This is a genomic window from Pseudomonas sp. CCC3.1, from assembly GCF_034347405.1.
Classification (GTDB): domain Bacteria; phylum Pseudomonadota; class Gammaproteobacteria; order Pseudomonadales; family Pseudomonadaceae; genus Aquipseudomonas.
Genome location: NZ_CP133778.1, coordinates 1,019,075 through 1,040,842 on the forward strand (window position 1 = coordinate 1,019,075; position 21,768 = coordinate 1,040,842).

Sequence of the window (21,768 nt, forward strand, 5' to 3'; positions counted from 1 at the left end):
TGAGGCAGACGTTACCCAGCCCCACGGCGCAGGTAAAGCACGGAGACTGACTGATGAGTCAGACAAATGCCCGGTGCCTTCTATATAGACGGCAGCGTACCTGAGGTTTGCCGTGCAGACGCTGCAGTACCCAGGCTGGAAATTGGCAGATTCACCCGCACAGGAAGCGGTCAAAAAAAGGCAAAACCCGTAAGCGCATGAAAATTCTGAAAAAAACATTTGTCATATCGAAAGCTTTCGACTACATTAGCGCGCCTCGACAGACAGAACATGTTTGAAGAGATACGGTGAAGTGTCCGAGTGGCTTAAGGAGCACGCCTGGAAAGTGTGTATACAAGAAATTGTATCGAGAGTTCGAATCTCTCCTTCACCGCCACATTAAGTAAACACAAACCCCTGATTTTCCTAGAGAAAGTCGGGGGTTTGTGGTTTCTGGCGTCTGAAAATGGGCGATATGGGGCTGAAATGGGGCTGGGGGGCTTTTATGGATTGGTTACGCGCCCTTTGGCTCATGTCTCTTCGTCTCACGACTCAAAAAGTTCCCAGCAGGTTTTTACACGGATACACATCAGGTCGGACGACGTCCGCCTCGCTTGGCCGGGGGTTCTTGTCGATGCTGTGAGCGTGTTCACTTCGGATTCAAAAGCATATTAGCTTTGGTTTCTTCGTCGATGATATTGCGAAGCGCCTCGAATAGAGGGGCGGCATCTGTGTATTTTTTGCCATAGGCAAGATTGAATTCGTAATCGAAGTCCGATGGGTTCTTGCCTTGGTTGTGCTGAAGCATTGTTTCCAACTTATCTAGCGCCTTGACGGCTACCGCCTCTGGTGACAACGCATTTTCGTAGTCGTCCCAAAGTGCCAATATTTCGGCTTTTAATGATTCATCCAGAGCATTGGTCAAGAGAATGAGGTCGCTCCTCTCTTGCTCGCTCTTGTTGGGAAACGAATCTTTATTGACGGCGGGAATGTCACCGCTGATGGCCTCTCCCAAGTCGTGAATGACACACATCTTGAGCATTTTTAACCTATCGAGACCGGTCAGATAATCTCCAAAGACGACGGCCATCAGGCATAAGCGCCAGCTGTGCTCTGCCGTGCTTTCGGTTCGCCCGGAAGAGGTGTGCGCGCTTCTAAGTACATCCTTGAGCTTTTCCGCCTCGCGTAGAAATTCGAGGCGCCCTTTGATTTTTTCGATGTCCATGAACACCTCTGACTCTGTGGGCCGGACGGAATGTCCGCTCACCTGATTCAGCCAGACTAAGTTTCAAGATGATTAGCGTCTACGCATAAAATATGCAGGGTGCAGTCAGAGCGACTCAACCAAGCGTGTTGTTGCTCCGTCCGAAAGGGGGATTCGTGTCCAGCGACATAAGCTTTGGCTGATCGGAACAATGGACGAATGATTGTCGCCCGTTAGAAATTCCAGCGCTGGTGGTGCGAAGGCTTCCCGCCAACCCAATCTATCTAGGTCAGCTTCCATGCTGATAATAGTTGGCGTAGCGAAGCGCCATAAAGAACTACCCAGCAGCTCGCTGATAGGACTCGCGAACTGGGCTGCTCGCGAAGATGAACAAGCAAGCAAACGGTGCGTCAAATCACAAATGAGATGAACGGGGCGCGAGCTTTCACGAACCATTCGGCCCAGCGCTTGATCAGCGGCTGTAGTGAGGCGAGCAGCCAGCAACTTCTCAAGCTTTTCGTGTGCGCGGGAATCCAAATCCAGTACGCCACTTTCCCAGCGAGAGATAGTCGATTGGGTAACGCTAAACAACTCTGCGGCATGGGATTGTTTGACTTGGTGCAAGAGACGCCATCGCCGGAGCATGACCCCAGGTAACGAAGGTTTTAGCAACATATCAGGCATATTGAGTTACAGAAAAAGTGGGAGTCTTGGCGAGTTTGATCTGCGCGAGCCCTGCATGCAAATTGCCTGGATAGGTGGAAGCTGAATCGAGGTGCCAGCAGACAATGTCTTTTGCGAAGCTGCTCGTAACTCCCCTCTAAATGACGTTATGTGCGAGTCAATGAACCGCCGAATGCGTGGGGATAATTCGCGCCCTATCGGAAAAGCGCGGGACTTCCTGCTGAAAAATCGGATAATGGCGGCCATATTTTTTAGCTCGTTATTGTGGTAATTCCCCCATGGAAATTAAGGTCAACTTTCTCGACAACCTTCGACTTGAAGCCAAGTTCGATGATTTCACGGTGGTGGCCGATCAACCGATTCGCTACAAGGGCGATGGTTCGGCACCCGGCCCGTTTGATTATTTTCTGGCTTCGTCGGCGTTGTGTGCGGCTTACTTTGTGAAGCTGTACTGCCAGACGCGCAATATTCCGACCGAGAATATTCGTCTGTCGCAGAACAATATTGTTGATCCGGAAAACCGCTATAACCAGATTTTCAAGATTCAGGTCGAGTTGCCCGCTGACATTTCCGACAAGGATCGCCAGGGCATTTTGCGTTCCATCGACCGTTGTACGGTGAAGAAGGTGGTGCAAGCCGGGCCTGAGTTTGTGATTGAGGAGGTGGAAAACCTCGACGCCGATGCTCAAGCATTGCTGATGCCGGCGTCTAATTCCGACTCGGCTTCTACAGCAGGCACTTATATAGCGGGCAAGGATCTGCCGCTGGAGCAAACCATCACCAATATGTCGGCCATGTTGGCTGACTTGGGCATGAAGATTGAAATTGCCTCATGGCGCAATATCGTGCCCAACGTCTGGTCGCTGCATATCCGCGATGCGCATTCGCCGATGTGTTTCACCAACGGCAAGGGCGCGACTAAAGAGGGTGCATTGGCGTCGGCGCTGGGCGAGTTTATCGAGCGCCTGAACTGCAACTTCTTTTATAACGATCAGTTCTGGGGCCAAGACATCGCCAATGCGCCGTTTGTGCATTACCCGGAAGAGCGCTGGTTCAAGCCGGGGCGCAAAGATGAACTGCCGACTGAAATTCTCGACGCGTACTGCCTCAAGATTTACAACCGCGAAGGCGAGTTGCGCGGCTCGCACCTGATCGACACCAACTCCGGCAATGAAGAGCGCGGCATCGTTTCGTTGCCCTTCGTGCGTCAGTCAGACGGTGAAGTGGTGTATTTCCCGTCCAATCTGATCGAAAACCTGTACCTCAGCAACGGCATGAGCGCGGGCAATACCCTGGCTGAAGCGCAGGTGCAGTGCCTGTCCGAGATTTTTGAGCGTGCGGTTAAGCGCGAAATCATCGAGGGTGAGTTCGCGCTGCCGGACGTGCCACAAGAAGTGCTGGCGAAATATCCGAGCATTTTGGCGGGCATTCAGGCGCTGGAAGAGCAGGGTTTTCCGGTTCTGGTGAAGGACGCGTCGCTGGGCGGTGAGTTCCCGGTGATGTGCGTGACCTTGATGAACCCGCGTACCGGCGGTGTGTTTGCCTCGTTTGGTGCGCATCCATGTTTGGAAGTGGCGCTGGAGCGCAGCCTGACTGAATTGCTGCAAGGCCGCAGTTTTGAAGGCCTGAACGATTTGCCGCAGCCGACGTTTGAAGGCCATGCGGTGACCGAGCCGAATAACTTCGTCGAGCACTTTATTGACTCCAGCGGTGTGGTGTCATGGCGCTTCTTCAGCGCCAAGCCGGAGTACGAGTTTGTGGAGTGGGACTTCACCAGCCAAGATGAAGACGCCAATGCTGAGGAAGCCGCGACCTTGTTCGGCATTCTTGAAGGCATGGGCAAAGAAGTCTACATGGCGGTGTATGAACACATTGGGGCCAAGGCCTGCCGGATTCTGGTGCCGGATTATTCCGAGATTTACCCGGTGGATGACCTGATTTGGGACAACACCAACAAGGCGCTGTTTTTCCGTGAAGATATCTTGAACCTGCACAGTCTGGACGAGGCCGGTCTTGAGAGCCTGGTTGAGCGTCTGGTCGAAAGTGAGCTGGATGACTACACCGATATCACCACCTTGATCGGCATCGAGTTTGACGACAATACCGCGTGGGGCCAGTTAACGATCCTGGAGCTGAAACTGCTGATTTACCTGGCCTTGAAGCAGTATGAAGAGGCGAAAGAAGCGGTCGAAATGTTCCTGCAGTACAACGACAACACCGTTGAGCGTGGGTTGTTTTACCAGGCGGTGAATGCGGTGCTTGAAATGCACCTGGACGAAGATCTGGAGCTGGAAGACTACGAAGCCAACTTCCGCCGCATGTTCGGCAACGAGCGGATGGACGCGGCGATTGGCTCGGTCAACAGCAGCGTGCGTTTCTATGGCCTGACGCCGACCAGCATGAAGCTGGAAGGCCTGGACCGACACCTGCGCCTGATCGACAGCTACAAAAAACTGCACGCGGCCCGGGCCAAGGCGGCGGGTGTGTCGTTGTAATAGGCGACACATTATTTGTGGGAGTCTGGCTTGCCAGCGATGCAGGCAACATGGTTTGCCTGATGCACCGCGCTGATACCATCGCGGGCAAGCCCGCTCCCACAAGGATTTATGTGAGCCTTAGAATTTCGCCCGCAACGCCAGATTAAAGTTGCGCGGCGCTCCATAGAAGTTCCAGTAATTGGGGTTGCCGGTTGTCTGGTAGTACTTCTTGTCGAATACGTTGTCCAGGTTGTATTGGACTTCGAGGCTTTTGTTGACCTCGTAGATGGCGTGCAGGTTGGTCAAGGCATAGCCCTGCTGCTGGATTTTGTAATCATCGCCCGGGTAGGTGTTGGTCATTTTGCTTTGCGCAAAGAAGCTGCCACCTACTCGGGCCTGGTTCAAGGCGCCCGGCAAGCGATAGTCCGTGGCCACTTTAAACAGGTGGCGCGGTGACAGGGCTGAATAATCGTCACCTTTCTGACTGCCCGCGACGTACTTGGATTGCGTGTAGGTGTAACCGGCAGACACGTTCCAGTCGGAGGTCAGTGCGCCATTCAGTTCGAGATCAATCCCGCGGTTACGCACTTTTTCTGACGCCCTGTAGCAACCGTTCGGCAGCGCAGGGCACAGCGCGCTGGCTTGAGCGCTGCTATAGGCTTCAGCGCGCCCGGTCTGGTCGGTCTGGAACAACGCGGCCGAGGTGTTCAAGCGCTTGTCGAGGAACTCACCCTTAAGCCCTAGCTCGTAGTTGGAGCCGGTCATCGGCTTGAGGATCGAGCCGCTGCTGTCGAGGTTGTTCTGCGGTTTGAAGATTTCGGTATAGCTGGCGTAGGCCGAGACGTTGTCGTTTAACTCCTGGACCAAACCCGCATACGGGGTGATTTCTCCATTTTTTGCGTACGCGTTGTTAACCTTTTTGCTCACGAACGACAGGCTTTCGTTTTTGAACCAACTGATGCGGCTGCCCAGGATCAGCTTGGTGCTGTCGGTCAGACTAAAGCGGCCCGCAGCGTAGATCCCGGCCTGTTTCTGAGTGATGTTGTACTTCCACTGGTTGACGTTAAGCCCTGTAGGCGTAGGCGGATTAAAACTGCTGGGGTCGGTGATGTCGAACACGTAGTTGTAGCTCGCATCGCGACCGCCGTGATAGTCGAAGTCGTCGATCCGCACGTTACTGCCGAGCACGAAATCGTGTTGTTTGCCCATAAAGCTGAAAGGCCCGGACAGGTACGTGTCAACGCTGGTTTGGGTGTCGTCGTAACGGAAATGACGCGGGTTCAGCGAGAACATATTCTCGGTGCCGGCCACACGCTGAGTGTAGTTGCCGAGAAAGTCCGATTTGGCCCAGGTCTGGTTGGCAGCGACCACCAGCTTCCAGTCGTTGGCGAAGTAATGCTGGATGTCGCCAAACACTGTGGTGTTGCGTTTGTCCAAATGGTTCCATTTGCCGGTCAGCGAGGTCGAGCGCGAGAGCGGGTAGAATTTGCCGCTCTCCATGGTTGGCAAGCCGGACCAGTCATACCCGGAGTTGCGCTCTTTCTGATAGGTAAAGCCCAGCGTCGCCAGGGTGTCTTTGCTGAGGTCGGCTTCGAGCAGGGTGTAGAACACCTGGTTTTCTTTTTGCGCGGTGTCCATGTAGCTGTTGGCGTTGTTGTAGGTAATGACTGTGCGCCCGCGCAACGTGCCTTGCTCGTTCAAGGGCGACGACAGGTCGACCATGGTCTTGTAGTCGTCCCACGAGCCGACTGAGGTTTCGATCAGCGCCTGAGGCTCGGCGGTCGGGCGCTTGCGCACCAGATTGATCGCCGCTGACGGGCTGCCGGCGCCTTCCAGCAACCCGGTCGCCCCGCGTACGATTTCGATGCGGTCATAAATATCGGTGGTGGGTTTGGATATGGCGTCCATCGAATAGGCGTTGCTGATGTTGGTCGGCACGCCATCAATTTGCAGGGTGTCGACCAACTGGCCGCGTGCCATGTACAGCGAGCGCTCGCCGCCGTTTTTAACGATGGTGATCCCCGGCGCCTCTTGCATGACGTCGTCGAGGTTTTTCATGCCTTGATCGTCCATTTGCTGGCGGGTGACCACGCTCACCGATTGCGGGGTTTCGCGCAGGCTCATCGGCAGCCGTGTGGCGGTGCTGGTTGAAGCAACGGTGTAGGCGCGAGTGTCCTCGGAACTCAGGCCCACGGTGTTGCCGTTGACCCGCGTGGCGCCCAGTTCGACCGCCCCTTGTGTCTGCGGCACGGCGACCAGCACGTAACCATCGCTGCTCGGCACAGCTTGCAAACCTTGCCCGCGCAGCAACGCAGCAAACCCTTCATCCACCCCGTAATCACCTTTCAGGCCGCTGCTGGTCTGATTGGCAAGCTGGCGCGTCTCGAAAGAAATCGACACGCCGGACTCGCGTGCGTACCGACTCAAAACGTCAGCCAAGGGCCCGCCCTGAATGTCGTAGTGATTTAATGGCGCGGCCATTGCGGGCGCAAAGGCTGCCAGTGCCAGGCTACCGACACTGAGCTTGAGTGCCAGTGTCAGGGCGCTGACAGGAATGAATGGGGGGCGCGAGGGCGATGTTGAAGGCATTTTCCCGACTCTCTAGTGGATTTGGCTACTACAAGGACGGTCGGGAAATGAGAACTGGAAGCAGCCGACAATAATTTTTATTTGGGTGGGTTTGAATCCAGTGAGACGCGGGTCATCCACGGGGTAAACGTTGCAATCTGGATCGGCAGGCTGCGAGCCAGCAGACGCAAAGCGCGTGCGCTGTCATCGGCGGGCAGTACCGCCGTGACCTTGATCTTGGCCAGTTCGGTTCGGTCAAACATCAAGTAACCGCTGTGGTAACGGTTCAATTGATCGAGGACTTCCGACAGCGGCTGATCTTTGACGATGAGCTGGTGCCGGGTCCACGCCTGTTCAATCTCGGCCCCGTCGACGGCGGCTTGGGGGTAAATGCCTGAGTGATCGAAACGCACTTGCTGACCGGCATGGACCGTGCGCTGCTGCTCGGCATTTTTGACTTCGGTGCTCGACTCGATCATTGCCAGGCGCGTGGCCCCGTCCAGACGCTCGACCACAAAACGTGTTCCCAGTGCGCGAACGCTGCCTTGGTCGGTGATAACCCTAAACGGGCGATTGGCGTCCTTGGCCACGTCCAGCAGGATTTCGCCGCTGATCAAATGCAACGTACGGCTTTGCGCATCGAAATTCAGGTCAACGGCTGAGCGTGCGTCCAGGCGCAGCCATGTGCCGTCCGCCAGTTGCTGCTCGCGCCATTCTCCGGTGCCGGTACGAATGTCAGCCATCAGGTAAGCGGGCGGAAACTGTTGCAGTGCCAGCGCGCCGGGCACCACGACCAACGCAGCCAGCGCCAAGGCTTTGAGCGCGCGCCCGCCAGAAGTCTTGTGCGTCAATGTGGCCAACGCCGCTCGGGCCGGGGCGCGTGGCAACTTGCGTAACGGCGCGAGGCTGCCTTGCAGGCGCTCAATCGCATTGGCGTGTTCCGGCGCAAGGGCCAGCCATTCACTGAATGCACGCTGATCAGCGTCGCTGGGCTGGTCGTCCAGACGAACCAGCCATACCGCCGCCTGGCGCATGACTTTGAGGGAGGGCGCGCGACTCACAGCGGCTCTTCGGTTGCGGCATGGCAGTGCAGCAGGGCTTGCACCAGATAGTTCTGCACGGTTTTGGTCGACACGTTCAGGCGCTCGGCGATCTGAGCGTGGCTCAGGCCTTCGAGGTGGCGCAGCACAAACGCCTGGCGCGCGCGCGGCAGCATGCTGTCCAGTGCGCGGGCGATATGTTCCAGCGCTTGCACCGCCGCGAGTATTTGCTCGGGGGAGGGCGCCTGTTCAAGGTGCTCGACATGCCGGGCCAGCTCTTCGCGATAGGCCTGCTCAAGCCTTTGCCGACGTCCGCGATCGACCATCAATCGACGTGCCACGGTGGCCAAAAACGCACGCGGCTCGCGCGGGGTGACATACGCCCCTGTTGTCAGCAAACGGATAAAGGTTTCTTGCGCCATGTCGGCCGCGTTGTGCGGGCAGCCCAAACGCCGACGCAGCCACACCAGTAACCACCCGTGATAGCCCTTGTACAGCGCGTCGAGACTGTCAGTGTCGCTGGGGGTGGAAGGTTTCATGGTCGGCAGCTTAAATGGGAATGATTCTATATTAGTATCATCGCGAACCTTCTGACAATGCCCCCACGTTATGACCTGAATGCATAAGTGATGCTCTGGAGCAGGGCGCGGGCGTGAAGTGCGCGACGCTTGAAACCGCTGGTCAGAAATACGGCTTTTATCTAAACCTTTGCGGCCACAGGCCTTCAGATTCTGTGCAGGGAATAAACCTGCCTTTTCTGGAGGACGTTATGAAAAACCTGATGGGCCCCAAACGCTTCGTCGCAGGCTGTGCTTTGGCCTGCGCCTTGGCTGTGGCGGGCAATGCTGTCGCTGCCAATCCGGCTCATTTTGTTGACGAGGCATCCGCCGCTGCGATTGCTCAGATTGAAACCAGCCGAATGGCGATCAGCCAAACCTCGTCGACGGGCATCAACAGTTTTGCGGTGGAGATCATCAAGGACTATACGGACGCGAATCGGGACCTTAAGGAGATCGTGAAAAAGCATGACCTGCCGATGTCGAGCGATGACCAAATAGCCAGCAAGGCGAAGACGTTAATGCTTCAAGTGCCAGAAGGCGATGATTTTGATGCTGCTTATATCGCCAGCCAAGTGAGCGCTCAGGAGGTTGCCATCGCGCTTTATAAGCAGGAGGCCGACAACAGTGATTCGCCTGAGCTGAAGGCTTTTGTAGAGAAGTACTTGCCGAAATTGGAAAACAATCTGACGGTGGCAAAGTCGCTGGAACGCACCTATAGCGAGTCTTGATTCACTCTGAGGCGTGGGGCAAGCGACGAACGGCGGGCTGGCCGTGCATCGCTTTTGGATCGTCGGGGCTCAGACGGCAATGTCGTTAAACCCGCAGTACTCTTCCCAGCTCATGTCCAGGGCTTCGGCCACTTCCTGATGGACTTCGAGGCGCATGACCTTGAGTTCCTCAGGTGAGCGCGCAATCAGTTCCAGTGCCAACTCCCAGGCTTCAAGACCGCGGCTTTCGGCCTCGTCTTCAAAGGCCCACAAAATTTGTTGCTGGCGGTCTTCGGCGCTCAGCTCTTTCATTTCTTCGAGCAGTTCTGGGTGCGCCTTGATGAAGGTATCCAGGGCCAGTTCGTTACGGGATTCTTTAGGGATCATATGGCGTCTCGGATGATTAGGACGGTCTGCGCGGCAGACCGTCTTCAGGGCGTTTTTCGCATGCTAGCGAGTTCGCTAGGTGATGAAAAGCGCTACATGGCCCGTTAACCGACGGTTTGCAGCGTGCTTTCGCGTTGCAGCACATAGCCCCAGATGGCCAGCGCCAGGGTTGCGATCACGGCGCCGACGATTACGATGCCGCTCCAGCCATAAGCCGGATAGGTCTGTGCACCGATCAAGGAACCCAGCGCCCCGCCAATGAAATAGCAGGTGATATAGCCAGCATTCAAGCGGTTGCGCGCCGCAGGGCGGACCTGGAACACGGCGTTCTGATTGCTCACGTGCACCAGTTGCACGGCAAAATCGAGGGCCAGCACGCCGATAATCAGCGCGATCAATGAATGGCCAGCAAACGCCATGGGCAGCCAGCAGGCCAGCAGAACCAGCAGACCGACGGTCGTCGCCATTTGTCCACGGCCGCGGTCGGCCATGCGCCCGGCCCAGTTGGCGGCCACTGCACCCACCGCACCTGCGAGGCCAAACAGGCCAATCACGCCGTCGGAATAGTTGTAAGGCGGTACGGCCAGCAAAAACGCCAGCGGCGTCCAGAACAGGGCAAACAGCGAGAAGGTCAGCAGGCCCAGCAATGAGCGCAGGCGCAGCACCGGTTCTTCGACAAACAGCTTGAACACCGAGCCCAGCAGCTTGGGGTAGCTCAGGCCAGCGCTGTGGTGATGGTTGGGCAGGGCGCAGAACAGGGAAATGGCGCTGATCAGCATCAGGGCCGCTGCCAGCAGGTAAATGGCCCGCCAGTCACCGGCCGATGACAGCGCTCCGGCCACGGTACGGGCCAGCAAAATACCCAGCAGCAGGCCACTCATCAGCGTGCCGACCACGCGACCGCGGCTTTGCGGGTCGGTCAGGCTGGCGGCCATTGGCACCAGTACCTGGGCCGACACCGAAAACATCCCGGTGACTGCGGTACCGATCAACAGCCAGGTCAGTGACGGGGCGAAAGCGCTCAACAACAGGCCCAAGGCACTGAGCACGGTCATGGTGACGATCAGGCGGCGTTGTTCAAACAGGTCGCCCAGCGGCACTAGCAATAACAGCCCGGCGCCGTAGCTCAGTTGAGCGGTGATCACCACCGTGCCGGCACTTTCCATAGTCAAGCCCAGCTCTTTGGCGATGGTGTGCAGCAAAGGTTGTGCGTAGTAATTACTGGCGACAGCAAGGCCGGTGGCAATCGCCATCAGCAGTATCAGGGCAGTGCTCAAGGGTTTTGTAGCAACAGTGGACTCGGACATTGACTGTCTCGTTGGCATAGGGGGAATACGGTGAAGTATCCGGAATGCTTGAGTGTAATGTCACTGAATATGTCAAAGATTTTGATTTTTAAACCACAAAGCCCCCTCGCCTTAATCGCGAGAGGGCTTGGTGTGTGGGCGTTGCCACTGAATCAGTTGCGACGTCCCAGCAGCAGGCCGACCACCAGGCCGAAACCGGCCGAGATGGCCACGGTTTGCCACGGGTGCCCACCGATATAGTTTTCGGTCGCATCGACCACGGGTTTGCTGCGCTCGCGCACGTTGCTCACAGAGTCCAACGCTTGCTTGAGTTTCAAACCGACCTGCGCACGCAGGGTCTCGCCTTCTTCGCCCAGCAGAGACGCGCTGTCTTTAAGCAGCTTGTCAGATTCGGCAATCAGTTCTTGAAGCTCGCTGAACGCTTGATCCTTGATTTGATCTTCAGCGGCTTGTACGGCACTTTTTCGAGCCATTGCGGTACTCCTTGCAGGTGAATAGGGTGATCACTAGGCTCTGTACGAAATGTATCTGCGCTCGGTTATGCGGCGTTGAAAACAGGCTCGGAATGCTCATTTACAACCCGTAAACTCCGCTTCCTAGCCTGTTTTCGCCTTGCCTAACCTTCGCTCGAAAACATTTCGTACAGACCCTAATGGAGTCAACCCAATGCTAAAAAGTTGCATCTGTTTTTAAACGCATTGTGAAGCTGAGGTGTGAGCGTAGTTAAAATCCAGACTGAGACACTTCTTTTGAAGGTGTAAGATGTCGCCTAATTTACGCCGCAGGAAAATCTCATGAGCTTCAACCTCGCCAATAAGTCACTCGCTGAGCGGGCTGCGCTTGAAGATGAAAAGTCTCGTTTGTACGAGCTTTGGCAGAGTAACTTGGGCAAAGCCAAAGCAGACGCGGCGCGCCTGTTCGGGGAGCGCGCCAAGCGCAAGGGCAAATGGTCGGAGTGGGTGCGTTCGGAGCTGGACGCGATGTCCCCGCCGGAATACGCCAACATGGTGCGCAGTGAAGTGAACCGCTTGATGGCGGCCAAGTAATCCCCAAACCTGTAGGAGCGAGCTTGCCTCGCGATCTTTTACACGACCAAAAGATCGCAAGGCAAGCTCGCTCCTACAGGTGGCCGTGCGCAGCTTTTAGTCAACCTCGCAAACCATAAACCCCTGCACTGCGCCACCCACACTGATCTGCACCTCATCCTCCATCTGCTTACCGAGCAACGCTGCGCCCAACGGTGCACGCGGGGTGATGACGGTCACGGTGTTGCCTTCATGCTCAAGCTTGAGCCCGGCGGCTTCCGGGGCCAGAAATAACCACTGCTCGCTGCCATTCTCGGCTTCAAGCCGCACCAATGCCCCGACCTGAATGCCTTGCGCCGGGTTAAACGGCGCAAGGGTCATGGCCTGGCAGTTTTTCAGCGCCTGACGAATTTCTTCAACCCGGCGTGCCTGTCCGGTTGCCAAATAAGATGCTTCAAGCCCAAGGGTGTCGTACTTGTTCTCGGCGATGTTCTCTTCGTGGGTCGCGGCTTCATAAGCGGTTTGCGCGGCACGCTGGAGCACGTCGAGGTCGATGGCGAGTTTTTCCAGCATCTGCTGGTACACGGCGGTCTTGTTCATAGGTGGGGGCTTGATAGAGGCGAGCGGCGATTGTCGCACGACTCTTCGGCAGATTAATCCGCCTTAAGCCTTCTGTACGCGTTGATTTATACGGACAATCAGCCCTTTGAATGTTGGAGCCCGGAATGAAAGCCTCCTGGGATATTTTTTGCAGTGTGGTCGATAACTACGGCGACATTGGTGTGACCTGGCGTTTGGCCCGCCAGTTGGTGGCTGAGCATCAGGTGCATGTTCGGTTGTGGGTCGATGACGTGCAGGCGTTTGTGCCGCTCTGTCCCGAGGCCGATGCCAGCGCTGCTCAGCAATGGCAGCAGGGCGTAGAGGTGCGCGTGTGGCCCAAGGACTGGCAGCCGGTGGAGGTCGCTGATGTAGTGATCGAAGCCTTCGCCTGCACCTTGCCGGACAGTTACCGGCAGGCCATGAAGGCGCGGGAAAAACCGGCGCTGTGGATAAACCTTGAGTATTTGAGTGCTGAAGACTGGGTCAGCGGCTGCCATGGCTTGCCCTCCCTGCGGCCGGATGGCTTGAAGCGGATGTTCTTTTTTCCGGGTTTTGACGCCGGGACTGGTGGCCTGTTGCGCGAGGCTGACTTGCTGGTGCGGCGCCGGGCCTTTGAGCAAGACGCACAAGCCCGGCAGACGTTCTTGCAGGGGTTGGGGGTTTTTGCGGCAGACAATGCGCGGCTGATCTCTCTGTTTGCCTATGAGAACAGCGGGCTGGCCAGTTGGCTGGATGCCATGGCAACGGGCAACACGCCTACCCACCTGTTGGTCCCGCAGGGCCGGATCATGGGCGATCTGCTGCGCTGGCTGGACATTGATGAACTGGCGCTCGGGCAGGTTGAACAGCGTGGGTCATTGACCGTTCAGGCGCTACCATTCGTCCGGCAACAAGATTACGACCGCCTGTTGTGGAGCTGTGATTTCAATGCAGTGCGCGGCGAAGACTCGTTCGTGCGGGCGCAATGGGCGGGGCGTCCGCTGCTGTGGCACATCTATGAACAGGAAGAAGACGCGCATTGGGTCAAGCTCAATGCCTTTTTGGCGTTGTATGTAAAAGGCCTCTCGCCCGCCGCCGCGCACGCGTTCACCGGGTTGTGGCACGCCTGGAATGCCGGTTCCGACATGGCTCAACGTTGGAATGATGTGCAGGAACACTGGCAAGAGATCAGCGATCACGCCGAACAATGGTGTCTGGAACAGTCATTGCAGGCTGATCTTGCGCAAGCGCTGGTACTGTTTTATAGAAATTGGATATGATACGCGGCCTAGATTTTTGTAAATCTCAATCCAAATTCGGATATTCGTAATGAAAACTGGTAAAGAGCTTAAACCCGGTACAGTCATCAAGCTCGAAAACGACCCTTGGTTGGTTCAGAAAGCTGAATTCACCAAGTCCGGTCGTAACAGCGCAATCATGAAGACCAAGCTGAAGAACCTGCTGACTGGCTACAAGACTGAAATCGTATACAGCGCAGACGACAAGCTGGAAGACGTGATCCTGGATCGCAAAGAAGCGACCCTGTCCTTCATCAGCGGCGACACCTACACGTTCATGGATACCACTGACTACACCATGTACGAGCTGAACGCTGAAGACATCGAAGCTGTTCTGCCATTCATCGAAGAAGGCATGACCGACGTTTGCGAAGCGGTCTTCTTTGAAGAGCGTCTGGTTTCCGTAGAGCTGCCGACCACTATCGTGCGTCAGGTTGACTACACCGAAGGTTCCGCTCGCGGTGACACTTCGGGCAAGGTGATGAAGCCTGCCAAACTGAAAAACGGTACCGAGCTGAGCGTTGCTGACTTTATCGAAATCGGCGACATGATCGAGATCGACACCCGTGAAGGTGGCTCCTACAAGGGCCGCGCCAAGTAACTCTGGCGTTACCGCACGATAAAAAACCCGACTTGAACGTCGGGTTTTTTTTGGGCTGTGAAAACATGCCCCCGCTGCGGTTTTAAGCTTTGCCGCGCAGGATTGACTGGTTAGCATGGCCACTCTGACTGGGGGTTGGTAATGCTGATTGATTTTGCGATGTACGGGGCGTTGGGCGTCGTTTTAGGCGCGTTGGGTGGGCTGTTCGGGATTGGTGGGGCTTTGATCGCGATCCCGGTGCTGGGGATGTGGTTTGGTCTCGATCAGCAAATGGCGCAAGGCACTGCCTTGGTGATGTCTGTGCCCAACGTGTATCTCGCGTTGTATCGCTACCATCAGCGCAACAAAATCGAACTGCGTCAGGCATTGCCGCTGGTGTTGATGAGCTTTTGTTTTGCCTGGCTCGGCGCAATGCTGGCAGTCGGCGTGGATGCGGGCCTTATTCGCTGGGGCTTTATTGGCTTTTTGCTGGCCATCACCCTTTACAACCTGTTCAAACTGTATGGCTCAGTCCGGCAGCCGGTTAACGGCTCGCGCTTTGGCTGGCCCTCGTATGGCGCGCTGGGTGTGTTGGCAGGCACCACGGGCGGGCTGTTCGGTGTCGGCGGGGCCGTGGTCGCCGCGCCAGTGCTGACCAGTGTGTTCGGAACCAGCCAGGTCGTGGCTCAAGGCCTGTCTCTGGCGCTGGCGGCGCCGAGCACCACGGTCACCTTGCTGACCTATGCCGCGCACGGCGAGGTCAACTGGCTGATGGGGCTGCCGATGGCCGTGGGTGGCTTGTTGAGTATCAGTTGGGGCGTGAAGGTGGCCTATGCCATGCCTGAGCGTTTGCTGCGTGGCTTGTACTGCTGTTTTCTGCTGCTGTGTGCGGCGTTGCTGGCGGTCAAAGCTTAAAGCCCTCAACGATGTACTCGGCAAAGCACTCAATGATCGGCGAGGCCGCGCCGCTGTGTTTGCGCATCAGCACAATGCTGGCCGAAGGCAACGCGGGCAGGTTCTCGGCTTCGCCAATAATGCGTAAATCCGGGGTCAGCAGGCTTTCCAGTTGGGCGGTCACAGCCAGCCCGGTACTGACCACGGCATTGATCGCCGCCAAGCTGGCACTGGTGTAAGCCACCCGGTATTCGCGCTGCTGAATATCCAGTGCATTGCAGGCCCAGGTTCGGCAAAAGCAGTCGGTGTTGAACATGGCCAGTGGCAGGGGCGTTTGTTCGTGGGGTGAGAAGCCTTGAGCCACCATCCACACGAAACGTTCGTGGCGCAGCAACTGGCCCATTTCGTTGCCCGGCTGACGGGTCACGATCGTCAGGTCCAGATCGTTGCGTTGCAGCAGTTGGGCGGAGGGCTCGCAATGCACCTCAACATCGATCAGCGGGTAATCCTGAGCAAAGCGCATCAGCACGCCGGGCAAAAATCGCATCACGTAATCATCCGGCGAGCCGATTCTGACCGTGCCGACCATCTGCGGCTTGCGCAGCGTGCTGAATACCTCACTGTGCAGTTTGAGAATGCGCCGCGCGTAACCGAGCAGCAGCACGCCTTCGGGGGTGAGGCTGACATTGCGGCCTTCGCGCTTGAACAGTGCGCATTGCAGCACGTCCTCCTCCAGCCGCTTCATCTGCATGCTGACCGCCGACTGCGTGCGATTGACGACTTCGGCGGCGCGGGTAAAACCACCGTGATCAGCAATCGCGGCAAAGGTGCGCAGCAGGTCGGTATCGATACTGGGAAACTCGGCCATTGATCAATCTCGCAGATGTATCACATAAGAAACATTCGTTGGATTGATCTTATGCCTGGGCCGAGACTTGAGCCATCCCCAAGGAGGTATCACGTGATGAAAGGTCTAAGAGGCGTGCAGTGGTGGGCGCGTATTGCGCGTTGGTATCAACTGTCGCAAGAGCGTGCGAATTTGCGGCGAATCAGCGATGCGGCGCTCAAGGACCTGGGCCTCAGCAGGGCGGACATTGAAACCGAAAGCCATCGCGCATTTTGGGATGACCCGTTCAAGAAGTGAGCGATCTCGCTTGCGTGGAAGCGGGTTTGCTCGCGATGGCATCACCTCGGTCTAGCTGAAATACCGAGGCGCCTGAATCGCGAGCAAGCCCGTTCCCACGGGTTTTAGCGTTTTACCTGCTTCAGCGTCTCGGCAATCAAAAATGCCAGTTCCAGTGACTGATCGGCGTTCATGCGGGGGTCACAGTGGGTGTGGTAGCGGTCTGATAGGCCGTCCTCGGTAATCGGGTTGGCACCGCCAATGCACTCGGTGACATTTTGCCCGGTCATTTCGATATGGATCCCGCCCGCGTAGCTGCCTTCGGCTTCGTGCACCTGGAAGAACTGCTTCACCTCGCCCAGGATTTGCGCGAAGTCGCGGGTCTTGTAGCCGCTGCTGGCCTTGATGGTGTTGGCGTGCATGGGGTCGCTGCTCCACAGCACCTTTTTACCTTCGCCCTCAACCGCGCGGATCAGTTGCGGCAAATGGTCGCCCACCTTGTTGGCGCCCATGCGTACGATCAGGTTGAGGCGGCCCGGGTCGTTGTCGGGGTTGAGGATGTCGATCAGGCGGAGCAGTTCGTCGGTGTTCATGGTCGGGCCGACCTTGACTCCGATCGGGTTGTTCACCCCGCGCAGGAACTCGACGTGGGCACCGTCCAGTTGGCGGGTGCGGTCACCAATCCACAGCATGTGCGCCGAGCAGTCGTAGTAATCGTTGGTCAGGCTGTCGCGGCGTACGAACGCTTCTTCGTAGTTCAGCAGCAAGGCTTCGTGGGCGGTAAAGAAGCTGGTTTCGCGCAGTTGCGGCGAGCTGTCCATGCCGCAGGCGCGCATAAAGGCCAGGGTTTCGTCGATGCGGTCGGCCAATTGGCTGTATTTTTCAGCCAGCGCCGAGTTGGCGATGAAGTCCAGGTTCCATTTGTGCACCTGATGCAAGTCGGCAAAGCCGCCCTGGGCAAAGGCGCGCAGCAGGTTCAGGGTCGCTGTGGACTGATGGTAAGACTGCAACAAGCGCTCGGGGTCCGGCACGCGGCTTTTTTCATCGAAACCGATGCCATTCACAATGTCGCCACGATAAGCCGGCAGCGTGACGCCGTTGATCGTTTCATCATTGGCCGAGCGCGGCTTGGCAAACTGGCCCGCCATGCGCCCCACCTTGACCACTGGGCAGCCCGCCGCAAACGTCATGACGATGGCCATTTGCAGCAACACCTTGAAGGTGTCGCGAATCTTGGCCGCTGAAAACTCAGCAAAGCTTTCAGCGCAATCACCGCCCTGTAACAGAAACGCCCGCCCTTGAGTGACCTCGGCAAATTGACGGCGCAGCTCGCGGGCTTCGCCGGCAAATACCAGTGGCGGATAGCTCGCCAGGCTTTGTTCAACGCGCAGCAAATGCGCCGCGTCAGGGTAGCGGGGTTGTTGCTGGATCGGCAGGGCGCGCCAGCTGTCAGGGCTCCAGGGTTGGCTCATCGCAGACTCTAGTGTTGGAAAGGGGGTGGCGCATGGTATCAGCAATTAGTACGTGACCTGTTGCGCTGCAATGGCCGACAATTGCGCCTTTGCGCTCGACACCGAGTGGTTGTTTTTAGCGCGTTGTCCGGTGTGTGCCGGGGCGCGGCAAGGAGAGGCAATGTCTGAGGAGCGCGTTGAGCGCCTGCTCGCTGAAGTCCATGATGACTTCGGCATGATTCGAGTGTTGGAAGTGGAAGACTACCGCTTCCTCGAATTTGGCGATGCGATTGAGCAAAGCTGCGTGTTCACGGCTGATCCCAGCTGGCTGGAGTACGACTACACCCGCGCCATGCTGATTGGTGCGCTGTGCCATGAGGCGCCTGAAAGTGCCTTGTTCCTTGGGCTTGGCGCCGGAACCCTGACCCAGGCCTGCCTGAAGTTCTTGGCGCTTGATGACGTCGAAGCCATTGAACTGCGCCCCGATGTGCCGCGTCTGGCCATTGAATACCTGGGGCTGGACGATGACCCGCGGCTGTACATCCGTATTGGCGATGCCGTGGAGTTGCTGCCCAGCGCGGAACCGGCGGACCTGATTTTCGTCGACCTTTATAACGACCTGGGGCCAGCCGCCGGTCACTTGGCCTGGACCTTCCTCGAAAACTGCCAGAAAAAGCTCTCGGCCAACGGCTGGCTGGTGATTAACCAGTGGGCCACCGATGACGGCAAGCCGCTGGGTGCCGCTTTGTTGCGTGGCTTGTACCATCGCCACTATTGGGAGCTGCCGGTCAAAGAGGGCAATGTGATCCTGCTGGTGCCCGGCGACCTGGATCAGACCTTGGACATGGAGGCATTGACCGCGCGTGCACAGGCGTTGGCTCCCCGTTTGGGTTATTCGCTGGAGTCGTTGATCAAAGCGATTCGTCCTGCGACTTGAGGTGCTGGGCTTAATCGTTTTAGCGATTGCCCCAGAGTGGCCGGGCGCGAAACCATTTTGCAGCGCCCAAAATATCGCTAAAGCCCGGTCTACAGAGGCATACAGACGATTGCGCACTAAAAAAGCGCTTCTTTTTTTTGATAAATCCGGTATAGTGCGCGCCGGCCTTTAGCCGGGCCACGTTTAGGTGTTGCATTTCCCGAAGCACGCTTCGGCTGCTCGTCCGTTTCGCGGACTACCCTGAACGCTCCATTCATTTAACGTTTTCGCAAATCCCCGCCGACAAAGCAGCCAGGGCGACTCTTGAGTCTTACACGGCATGCGCAGCTTTGGAGCATGGGTCTTTGCGGATGCACTTAGAGGCAGACCCATGACCCAGGAAACCGGCGGCTTCGCCGCTTTTAATCTTAATCCGAACATTCTTGCAGCCGTCATCGCGACTGGCTACGAAGAACCTTCGGCTATTCAGCAGCAATCGATCCCGATCATTATGGCCGGTCACGACATGATTGGTCAGGCGCAAACCGGTACGGGTAAAACCGCCGCATTTGCCCTGCCTATCCTGCATCGCATCGATCCTGCTAAGCGCGAGCCGCAAGCCCTGATCCTGGCGCCAACCCGTGAGTTGGCGCTGCAAGTAGCAACCGCTTTCGAAACCTACGCCAAGCAAATGCCGGGCGTTACCGTTGTGGCCGTTTACGGCGGCGCGCCCATGGGCCCACAACTGAAAGCAATCCGTAATGGCGCACAAATTGTTGTCGCCACTCCGGGCCGTCTGTGCGACCACCTGCGTCGCGACGAAAAAGTACTGGCGACCGTGAACCACCTGGTTCTCGACGAAGCTGACGAAATGCTCAAGCTGGGCTTCATGGATGACCTTGAAGTGATCTTCAAGGCTTTGCCTGCTACTCGTCAGACCGTATTGTTCTCGGCTACCTTGCCGCAGTCGATCCGTGCCATTGCTGAGCGCCATCTGCGCGATCCGCAACACGTAAAAATCCAGACCAAGACTCAGACCGTTACCGCGATCGAACAGGCTCACCTGTTGGTTCACGCTGACCAGAAGACCTCGGCTGTATTGAGCCTGCTGGAAGTTGAAGACTTCGACGCCCTGATCATGTTCGTGCGCACCAAGCAAGCGACCCTGGACCTGGCCAGTGCCCTGGAAGCCAAAGGCTATAAAGCTGCTGCGCTGAACGGTGACATTGCTCAGAACCAGCGTGAGCGCGTTATCGACTCCCTCAAAGATGGCCGTCTGGACATCGTTGTAGCGACCGACGTAGCCGCTCGTGGTCTTGACGTTCCGCGTATCACTCACGTGTTCAACGTTGACATGCCTTACGATCCAGAGTCCTACGTTCACCGTATCGGCCGTACTGGCCGTGCCGGTCGCGAAGGTCGTGCACTGTTGCTGGTGACTCCTCGTGAGCGCCGCATGCTGCAAGTGATCGAGCGTGTAACCGGTCAAAAGGTTGCTGAGGTCCGCCTGCCGGATGCTCAGGCAGTGCTCGATGCTCGCATCAAGAAACTGACCAACAGCCTGGCGCCACTGGTTGCTGATGCTGAATCGACCCACGGCGACCTGCTGGACCGCCTGACCGCCGATATCGGTTGCAGCCCGCGTGCTCTGGCCGCTGCTCTGTTGCGCAAAGCCACCAACGGTCAGGCTCTGACCTTGGCAGCTATCGAGCGCGAGCGTCCACTGGTGCCTAACAGCGCACCGCGTGAGCGTTCGTCCGAGCGTACTGGCGACCGTCCAGATCGTGGTGATCGTGAGCGTCGTGCTCCGGTTCCATTGGCTGAAGGCCGTGCTCGTTGCCGTACCGCGCTGGGTGCGCGTGATGGTATCGCTGCCAAGAACCTGCTGGGCGCTATCCTCAACGAGGGTGGCCTGGCACGTGAAGCAATCGGTCGCATCCAAGTGCGTGATAGCTTCAGCCTGGTAGAACTGCCGGAAGATGGCCTGGAAAAACTGTTGGCCAAGTTGAAAGACACACGTGTTGCTGGCAAGCAGTTGAAGCTGCGTCGCTACCGCGAAGATTAATCACCGTTTACTGTGATTGATCGCTAAAAAAATCCCCGACTGGTTCGGGGATTTTTTTTGCCTGCGATCTTAAGCGAACGCGCAACCTGTAGGAGCGAGCTTGCCTCGCGATCTTTTGATTTTAAAGATTGCAGTCGCGTTTTAACCAAACCGATAAATGTCCATGCCCAACGCACCCAGGGTCCAGCCTTGGTGAGCGATGCTGAAATGCCCGCCCGCGCCACGGGCGAAGTACAGCGGCAACAGGTGTTCATCGCTTGGATGATTTTTGGCTGCAAACGGCGCCTGATCGCGGTACTGGTGCAAGGCTGCTCCGTCTTCTGCGGCGAGTTTTTCGATCATCCAGTCACGAAATGCCAGGGCCCAAGGCTCGCTGCTTTCAGGTTTGGCCCCCCACTTCAGCTCGCGCAGGTTGTGCGTGATGCTGCCTGAACCGATCAGCAAGATGCCTTCGCCGCGCAGAGATGCCAATGCTTGGCCCACTTTTGTTTGCGCCATCGGTCCCAGTCGGCTGGGCAGCGAAACCTGTACCACAGGAATGTCGGCTGCCGGGTACATCAGCGACAGCGGCACCCAGGTGCCATGGTCAAAAGGGCGTTCGGCATCCAATTGTGCGGGCATGCCGTGCTCTGTCAGCAGTTGCACGATGCGGGCCGCCAGTGCGGGATCGCCGGGAGCGGGGTACTGCACGGCAAACAGCGCAGGCGGGAAACCACCAAAGTCGTGCCAGGTTTCAGGTGCCGGATGGCTAGTGACCCGCAGGTCGTTGCTTTCCCAGTGGGCCGAGACAACGACGATGGCTTTGGGGCGGGGCAACTCAGCGGCCAGTCGCTGCAGTGCCGGGCCGCTTTCGCCGGGTTCTAGTGCTAGCATCGGAGAGCCGTGCGAGATATACAGGCTGGGCAGCATGGTGTGGGTCCTCAA

The 21,768-nt window shown here is 57.2% G+C and carries 21 protein-coding genes and 1 tRNA gene; 10 read left to right on the top strand and 12 right to left on the bottom strand.

Translation table 11 applies throughout. The features are described 5' to 3' along the window. Positions 1–286 precede the first annotated feature (286 nt). Positions 287–376 (top strand) — tRNA-Ser (locus RHM56_RS04675). A 252-nt stretch (positions 377–628) separates the two neighbouring features. On the opposite strand, the gene RHM56_RS04680 is transcribed toward RHM56_RS04675, so the two are convergent. Continuing rightward, positions 629–1,204, bottom strand: coding sequence for an HD domain-containing protein (locus RHM56_RS04680; RefSeq protein WP_322239051.1), 576 nt, complete (start codon positions 1,202–1,204; stop codon positions 629–631). Positions 1,205–1,309: 105 nt separating this feature from the next. Next, positions 1,310–1,867, bottom strand: a complete 558-nt coding sequence (locus tag RHM56_RS04685; protein WP_322239053.1) for a helix-turn-helix transcriptional regulator — start codon at positions 1,865–1,867, stop codon at positions 1,310–1,312. A gap of 278 nt (positions 1,868–2,145) precedes the next feature. On the opposite strand from RHM56_RS04685, the gene RHM56_RS04690 reads away from it, so the two are divergent. After that, positions 2,146–4,362, top strand: a complete 2,217-nt coding sequence (locus tag RHM56_RS04690; RefSeq protein WP_322239054.1) for an OsmC domain/YcaO domain-containing protein — start codon at positions 2,146–2,148, stop codon at positions 4,360–4,362. Between the two features lie 120 nt (positions 4,363–4,482). Here the strand turns inward: RHM56_RS04690 and RHM56_RS04695 are convergent, their stop codons facing one another. From RHM56_RS04695 to RHM56_RS04705, 3 genes are all read right to left on the bottom strand, one after another. Then, positions 4,483–6,933 (bottom strand): TonB-dependent siderophore receptor, encoded by a 2,451-nt coding sequence (locus RHM56_RS04695; protein WP_322239056.1) that lies wholly within the window; start codon positions 6,931–6,933, stop codon positions 4,483–4,485. 77 nt (positions 6,934–7,010) lie between these two features. After that, complete coding sequence (locus RHM56_RS04700; protein ID WP_322239058.1) at positions 7,011–7,973, bottom strand: FecR family protein; 963 nt, start codon at positions 7,971–7,973, stop codon at positions 7,011–7,013. Next, a complete protein-coding gene (locus RHM56_RS04705; RefSeq protein WP_322239060.1) occupies positions 7,970–8,491 on the bottom strand; it encodes a sigma-70 family RNA polymerase sigma factor in 522 nt (173 codons plus the stop codon). The genes RHM56_RS04700 and RHM56_RS04705 overlap by 4 nt, the downstream gene beginning before the upstream one ends. 230 nt (positions 8,492–8,721) lie before the next feature. Between RHM56_RS04705 and RHM56_RS04710 the strand changes: the two genes are divergently transcribed. Continuing rightward, positions 8,722–9,240, top strand: a complete 519-nt coding sequence (locus RHM56_RS04710; RefSeq protein ID WP_322239062.1) for a DUF4142 domain-containing protein — start codon at positions 8,722–8,724, stop codon at positions 9,238–9,240. A 69-nt stretch (positions 9,241–9,309) separates the two neighbouring features. On the opposite strand, the gene RHM56_RS04715 is transcribed toward RHM56_RS04710, so the two are convergent. From RHM56_RS04715 to RHM56_RS04725, 3 genes are all read right to left on the bottom strand, one after another. Continuing rightward, positions 9,310–9,606 (bottom strand): DUF6388 family protein, encoded by a 297-nt coding sequence (locus RHM56_RS04715; RefSeq protein WP_322239064.1) that lies wholly within the window; start codon positions 9,604–9,606, stop codon positions 9,310–9,312. 104 nt (positions 9,607–9,710) lie between these two features. Further along, positions 9,711–10,913 (bottom strand): MFS transporter, encoded by a 1,203-nt coding sequence (locus RHM56_RS04720; protein ID WP_322239066.1) that lies wholly within the window; start codon positions 10,911–10,913, stop codon positions 9,711–9,713. A gap of 152 nt (positions 10,914–11,065) precedes the next feature. Next, positions 11,066–11,386: a DUF883 family protein gene (locus RHM56_RS04725; RefSeq protein ID WP_322239068.1), complete on the bottom strand. Its 321-nt coding sequence runs from the start codon at positions 11,384–11,386 to the stop codon at positions 11,066–11,068. 321 nt (positions 11,387–11,707) lie between these two features. Between RHM56_RS04725 and RHM56_RS04730 the strand changes: the two genes are divergently transcribed. Further along, complete coding sequence (locus RHM56_RS04730; protein ID WP_322239070.1) at positions 11,708–11,959, top strand: hypothetical protein; 252 nt, start codon at positions 11,708–11,710, stop codon at positions 11,957–11,959. Between the two features lie 96 nt (positions 11,960–12,055). On the opposite strand, the gene RHM56_RS04735 is transcribed toward RHM56_RS04730, so the two are convergent. Further along, a complete protein-coding gene (locus tag RHM56_RS04735; RefSeq protein WP_322239072.1) occupies positions 12,056–12,538 on the bottom strand; it encodes a transcription elongation factor GreAB in 483 nt (160 codons plus the stop codon). A 125-nt stretch (positions 12,539–12,663) separates the two neighbouring features. On the opposite strand from RHM56_RS04735, the gene earP reads away from it, so the two are divergent. The 3 genes from earP to RHM56_RS04750 all read left to right on the top strand — a co-directional run bounded on the left by earP (position 12,664) and on the right by RHM56_RS04750 (position 15,310). Beyond that, positions 12,664–13,797: an elongation factor P maturation arginine rhamnosyltransferase EarP gene (gene earP / locus RHM56_RS04740; RefSeq protein ID WP_322239074.1), complete on the top strand. Its 1,134-nt coding sequence runs from the start codon at positions 12,664–12,666 to the stop codon at positions 13,795–13,797. Between the two features lie 49 nt (positions 13,798–13,846). Next, on the top strand, positions 13,847–14,416 hold the full coding sequence (locus tag RHM56_RS04745; RefSeq protein WP_322239076.1) for an elongation factor P: 570 nt from the start codon (positions 13,847–13,849) through the stop codon (positions 14,414–14,416). A 141-nt stretch (positions 14,417–14,557) separates the two neighbouring features. Further along, positions 14,558–15,310, top strand: coding sequence for a sulfite exporter TauE/SafE family protein (locus RHM56_RS04750; protein ID WP_322239078.1), 753 nt, complete (start codon positions 14,558–14,560; stop codon positions 15,308–15,310). Here RHM56_RS04750 and RHM56_RS04755 read toward each other — a convergent pair. Further along, positions 15,300–16,157, bottom strand: coding sequence for a LysR substrate-binding domain-containing protein (locus tag RHM56_RS04755; RefSeq protein ID WP_322239080.1), 858 nt, complete (start codon positions 16,155–16,157; stop codon positions 15,300–15,302). The two genes, RHM56_RS04750 and RHM56_RS04755, sit on opposite strands and share 11 nt — an antisense overlap. Before the next feature lie 96 nt (positions 16,158–16,253). On the opposite strand from RHM56_RS04755, the gene RHM56_RS04760 reads away from it, so the two are divergent. Further along, positions 16,254–16,433 carry a DUF1127 domain-containing protein gene (locus RHM56_RS04760; RefSeq protein WP_322239083.1) on the top strand — a complete coding sequence of 60 codons (180 nt, stop codon included), beginning with the start codon at positions 16,254–16,256 and terminating at the stop codon, positions 16,431–16,433. Positions 16,434–16,537: 104 nt separating this feature from the next. On the opposite strand, the gene RHM56_RS04765 is transcribed toward RHM56_RS04760, so the two are convergent. Further along, entirely contained in the window at positions 16,538–17,884 is a 1,347-nt protein-coding gene (locus tag RHM56_RS04765) for a class II 3-deoxy-7-phosphoheptulonate synthase (RefSeq protein WP_322239085.1), read from the bottom strand. A 160-nt stretch (positions 17,885–18,044) separates the two neighbouring features. On the opposite strand from RHM56_RS04765, the gene RHM56_RS04770 reads away from it, so the two are divergent. Both RHM56_RS04770 and RHM56_RS04775 read left to right on the top strand, forming a co-directional pair. Continuing rightward, on the top strand, positions 18,045–18,800 hold the full coding sequence (locus RHM56_RS04770; RefSeq protein WP_322239087.1) for a spermidine synthase: 756 nt from the start codon (positions 18,045–18,047) through the stop codon (positions 18,798–18,800). 370 nt (positions 18,801–19,170) lie between these two features. Beyond that, positions 19,171–20,844, top strand: a complete 1,674-nt coding sequence (locus tag RHM56_RS04775) for a DEAD/DEAH box helicase (RefSeq protein WP_019409291.1) — start codon at positions 19,171–19,173, stop codon at positions 20,842–20,844. A gap of 141 nt (positions 20,845–20,985) precedes the next feature. Here the strand turns inward: RHM56_RS04775 and RHM56_RS04780 are convergent, their stop codons facing one another. Then, positions 20,986–21,753: a class III extradiol ring-cleavage dioxygenase gene (locus RHM56_RS04780; protein ID WP_322239090.1), complete on the bottom strand. Its 768-nt coding sequence runs from the start codon at positions 21,751–21,753 to the stop codon at positions 20,986–20,988. Positions 21,754–21,768 lie beyond the last annotated feature (15 nt).